The 1,797-nt window shown below is 44.1% G+C and carries 1 pseudogene; it reads right to left on the reverse strand.

The annotated features are described in order from the left end of the window. Nucleotides 1–155: 155 nt before the first annotated feature. Nucleotides 156–1,723, reverse strand: a pseudogene (locus ACOI1D_RS21455) (IS3 family transposase). Between the last annotated feature and the right edge of the window lie 74 nt (nucleotides 1,724–1,797).

Raw genomic sequence — 1,797 nt, forward strand, 5'->3', positions numbered from 1 at the left:
CGGTGTTTGTCAATATAGTTGTCGCATTTAGCTAGTTTAAATTTATAATGTCATGTATCCCCAAATCCACCCTACCGCGCTACGCTTGCTGGCCTGGTGATTTGAATTGAAAGAGAGGGCATTCTTTCAATTCAAATCACCAGGGTATGGGGAAGTTACGTTTTTACCAACGCTACTGTTTGCCCCTCATCTTTCATTGGATTGAGCGCTACTTGTTCGTATGGCGTCCAATTTCTTGCGTCTTGTGCCCATCGTTCTGGATGTCTTTCTTTCGCTGCTTCGTATACTTCTTTTCGTTTTTTTAACACAGCCATATGTCTACCAGTGTGACACTGCATAGGCGTTACAAAATTGAGGCCACTATGTAAGTGGATCTCGTTGTACCAATGGACAAACTGCTGTGCCCATTGTCTCGTTTCCTCAAGTGACGCAAAACCTTTGTGCGGGAAATCTGGGCGATATTTGAGTGTCCGAAACATCGCCTCTGAATAAGGGTTATCATTACTTACACGTGGTCTCGAAAACGAACTTTGAATACCCAATTTCTCTAGCAAACCTAGGAATGTCGCTGCTCTCATAGGGCTGCCATTGTCGGAATGTAACACAAGTGGTTCTCCTTGAATCTTTTCGTTGATAACCGCTTTTTTTACGAGTGTTTCCGCATATTTTGCTTCTTCCGTTTCCTGTACTTCCCAGCCAACTACCTTTCTACTAAATAAATCAAGAATTAAATAGAGTCGATAAAATAAACCCTTTACTGGTCCGCCAAGCCATGTAATGTCCCATGTCCACACTTGATTTGGCCCTGTCGCGAGATGAGTCTCCGGAACTTTTCGCTTCGGTTTTTGACTGCGTCCCCGGTGATTTTGCATCTTCTCTTCACGCAATATCCGGTAAAAAGTCGATTCTGACGCAATATAAGTACCCTTATCTGCCAGCTTCGGTACGATTTGGGTTGGTGGTAAATCTACATAGTCCCCTTGTTTTACAACGGCAATAACTTCTTCTTTTTCTTCTTGTGACAACTTATTTTTCGGTACAGGACGTTTCGCATACGGGCGCTGATCGATCTTTATGCCGCCTACATCTACCCAGCGTTCATATGTCCGAACGCTGATGTGTATCTCCTGACAAGCCTTCGATAATCGGGCACCGTTTTGGTTTGCTTCCTGTATCAGTTTGACGGCGAGTGCGCGATTTGATGGGCTGTTCATTCTTCCTCGTTGTCCCCCCAAATCGCTTGAGCCTTTTTTCGCAAAAGTAATAATGCCGCGGCTTCAGCCAGTGCTTTCTCTTTCTTTTGTAAATCTTTTTCTAAATTCTTCGCGCGTTGTTTTTCTCCTTTCAATTGCACATTCAACTGCTTTGACTGATCGAATACCTGACCATTTGCCTGGAGACATACATTGCGCCACGCCTCAATCTGTTCACGAAATAATCCCTTTTTACGGCAATACTCCGCAAGTTCCAGCTCATTCATTGCATACGTCTCCATCACGATTAAAAACTTATCCTGGCTATTCCATTTATCGCTTGTTTGTCCATTACCTGGCATCGCTACACCAGCTGTGCGTGCTTCCTTTCTCCACTTATACAGCGTCACTTCTGTAATGCCTTCCTCTTTCGCAATTTGGGCAACGGATTCATTGTTCGGTGCCACCATGCGTTTGATGACTTCCGTCTTTCGTTCTTGCGTGTAACGTACTCCATTTTTACTTGTCATATCAATCGACCTCCGTGTAATTTACTTAATCATATCACGTTAGCCTCGTACGACATCTATCCTAACAGAGGGGG

The sequence above is a fragment of the Virgibacillus sp. DJP39 genome (assembly GCF_049310925.1).
In the GTDB taxonomy this organism is placed as follows: domain Bacteria; phylum Bacillota; class Bacilli; order Bacillales; family Amphibacillaceae; genus Virgibacillus_F.